A 2,565-nucleotide genomic window follows, 5' to 3' on the forward strand; every position below is an offset into this window, starting at 1 on the left:
GCGCACCTGCGCGGGCGCCCCGGCTCGGTCGCGACCGCGGAGAAGGAAGAGGACCACCACGAGCGCCAGTACGAACGGCCCGGTCGACAGCGCCGCACGGTACGGACCGTCGAGCGGGACCGTGAGCACGAGGGTGGACCCGCTTCCGGAGGCGGGCAGAACCCAGCCCTGCTTCCACCCGTCCACCGTCACCGGGCGGGGGTCGGGCAACTCGGTGCCGTCGTCGGAGACCAGCCGGGCGCGCCACGCGGGGGTCACCGACTCCGGCACCACCAGGACGCGCTCCCGCGGGGCGGCGGGCACCTGAAGCTCGCGTCGGGAGGCCTCCCACCGGGACGTCGCGACCGCCCGGGTCGGTTGCAGCTCCCCGCCCAGGACGGGCACGCCCTGCGCGGCCTCCGGATCGACGACGACGAGGCCCACCGTGTCCACCGAGAACGCCTCCCCGGGATCCACCGAGACCTCCACCGGCCCGGCGGGGATCTCGACGGGGTCGTCATCGCACGGTTCGACGGCGATCGCCCGGCCCTTGAGCAGCTCGCGCCGCGTGGTCGACAGGCGGGTGGGCACCGACCGGTCGCCGATGACCAACCGGGGCCCGTCCTGACAGGCCAGGGAGATCGGGTCGCCACCCGCCGCAGGGAGGGCGCCGATCCGGGCACCGGTCGCGTCCTGGATCCACACCTCGGCGATCCCGGCCGGTACCTGCGTCCCATCCGGGGCCCGTACGTCCTCCGCGGCGTCGATCCGGACCGTGACCGTATCGGTGTGGTCCGCGGGGAGCGGGACGACGACGGAGCCGTCCTCCCCGGCCGTGAGGTCGTCGAGGTCGACGCGCGTGGTCTGGAGCCCGGTGTCCACCGTGATGACCCTGGGAGCCGCCGGTGCGTCCGAACGCGGCGCCCACATCCTGAGTGAGCCGACCAGGTGGCGGCCGGGCAACCCCAGCTCCACCGTCGGCGAGGGGACGTCGGGGGCGTACCAGCTGGTCGACCGGTCCCCGTCGACGGCCGCGGAGGGCCCACCGGCGGGATCGGTCACCAGTGACTCCCCCGCCGCCCGGACCTGACGCGCGCGGGTGGTGGGGTCGCCACGCAGCACGTCGTCCAGTGCCGCCCCGGCCCTCGGTCGTACGAGGAGCTGCGGGCGTACCGAGGTCTCGGACGGAACGTCGAGAAGGCGGGCGAAGCGGGCCGGCTCCTCGGGCTCGATGGCGAGTTCCGGGGCACATCGCACCGCGCCGGTCTCCTCCTCCGCGCCGGCCAACCCCTCGATCGGGGCGCCGCCGTGGACGCAGTCGGACCGGCCCCCCAGTTCTTGCCGCAGCAGCCATCCGGAGGGCGCCGCGGAATCGGCGGGTCGGTCCGGTAACGCCACCACCCGCAGTAGAGGGATCTCCTCGCCAGCCGAGCTCAGACCGATGTCCGACACCTCGAAGTAGGTTCCCCGGCCCCCGTCGGCGAAGCCCGTCGCCGTGACCCTCACGGTCTCCGTGGGGCCCGGGGGGAGTCCCACGACGAGCTCGCCACCCCCTGCCGGGAACGCGGTGGTGGTACCCGAGTCCGTCCGGATCTGCAGGCTGCTGACCTCGGGGCCGGCCTCGGGGACCGGCACGGTGATCCGGAGCAGGCCCCGGTCGACGGGTTCGGGCAGCGCGATCTCGATCCACTGGCCGAAGGCCGTGCCGTAACCCCCGGACCGCCAGGCGGTGTCCGGGTCTCCGTCGACCGCGGCCGCCACCGACCGGGAGGGCCGCACCGGGCCGACCTGGGCGGAGTCGGATGCCGAGGAGGAGACCCGCACCCGCGCGTCCCACCAGCGGGCCTGCGCCGGTGCCGGCTCGGTGTCGGAGACCGTGGCAGCGTAGTCGGGGACCGCGCCCCGACTACGACGTGGATCGCCCTCGGCCCGGACCGCCGACGAGTGGTGGTCCAGGCGCCCGAAGTCGGTCTCGCGGTCCGCCGGAGAGTCCGTGAGGACGGGCGCGGTCGCCGCGACCGGTCGCGGCCTCGGGAAGGGATCGGAGGCGGGGTCCACCCCCGACTCCCGGGCATCGACCTCCAGCAGTCTCGTCACCCGGGCCGGGGACCCGATCGTGTCCCGCGCGGCCAGCAGGTCGTCGAGCCGCGACAGGGACTCCGGCCCGCCGGCCACCACCGGTAGGTCGCGCACCTCCACGGTGTACGGGGCGGTGGCCGACCGTGGTGGGCCCGGCGACGCGGCATCCGAGCCCAGCCGGGAGTCGACCCGGTAGATCTCGATCGCGGGATAGGCCGGGCGCAGACCCGAGTCGGGGACCACGGCCACCTCGCCGTCGTCGTCCGTGGCGACCTCAGCCGCCTCGTCACCGACGTCCGCTCCCCCGACCGGTTCCCCGAACTCCGCGACCTTGACCAGCCCCGGGGATCCGTCGATCGCCTGGTGCACCAGGATCGGCCGGGGCGCACCGGAGTCGGCGGCGAGGTCGTTGCGCACCACCAGGTAGCCGATGCCGAGGGAGGCGAGGGTGGCCGCCATCCCCGGGGCGGGGTCGCCGTCCGCGAGGCGGCGCTGGACGGCGTCGAG

1 protein-coding gene is annotated in these 2,565 nt (G+C 75.2%); it reads right to left on the reverse strand.

Going from position 1 to position 2,565, the window contains the following annotated elements; all coding sequences use genetic code 11:
• Window positions 1-2,565: alpha-(1->3)-arabinofuranosyltransferase family protein (locus tag IY392_RS11630; RefSeq protein WP_194861311.1), on the reverse strand; the 2,565-nt coding region annotated here is incomplete at both ends.

It is taken from the genome of Dietzia sp. SYD-A1 (assembly GCF_015356725.1).
Lineage (GTDB): Bacteria > Actinomycetota > Actinomycetes > Mycobacteriales > Mycobacteriaceae > Dietzia.